The sequence below is a fragment of the Fervidobacterium sp. genome (assembly GCA_026419195.1).
Taxonomy (GTDB): Bacteria; Thermotogota; Thermotogae; order Thermotogales; family Fervidobacteriaceae; genus Fervidobacterium.
Genome location: JANZZV010000002.1, coordinates 1 through 334 on the forward strand (window position 1 = coordinate 1; position 334 = coordinate 334).

At 28.1% G+C, this 334-nt stretch carries 1 protein-coding gene; it reads right to left on the bottom strand.

Translation table 11 applies throughout. The features are described from left to right. Positions 1–153: 153 nt before the first annotated feature. Positions 154–334, bottom strand: a 181-nt coding sequence (locus N2Z58_01860; GenBank protein MCX7653415.1) for a hypothetical protein, incomplete at its 5' end; no start/stop codon positions are given.

Below are 334 nucleotides of genomic sequence, written 5' to 3' on the forward strand. Positions count from 1 at the left end.
CCAAATTAACCACCTTCTTTTGAAAGAATATGTGTATTATTTCCAAAAAATTATTTTAGCAAAAATCTCAAAAAAGTCAATATTAAAGATCAAATTCATAAGTTTTATATTCTTAAACGACTGTTGCAAAGTTACCTCACGGTGATAGAGCTATCATTTATTGATACAATATTGATACAATCCGCTTTCTTTGTTATTTAAAAGTGCATTAACAGTAACCTCTCGAAGTAAACTGTTGAGTTCATCTAAACATTTACTTGAAGAAATACTTTTGTTATTGGTATTTCCAATTAAAATCTTTCCGTCCCCAAGATAATTGAAGGGTATTATTTGC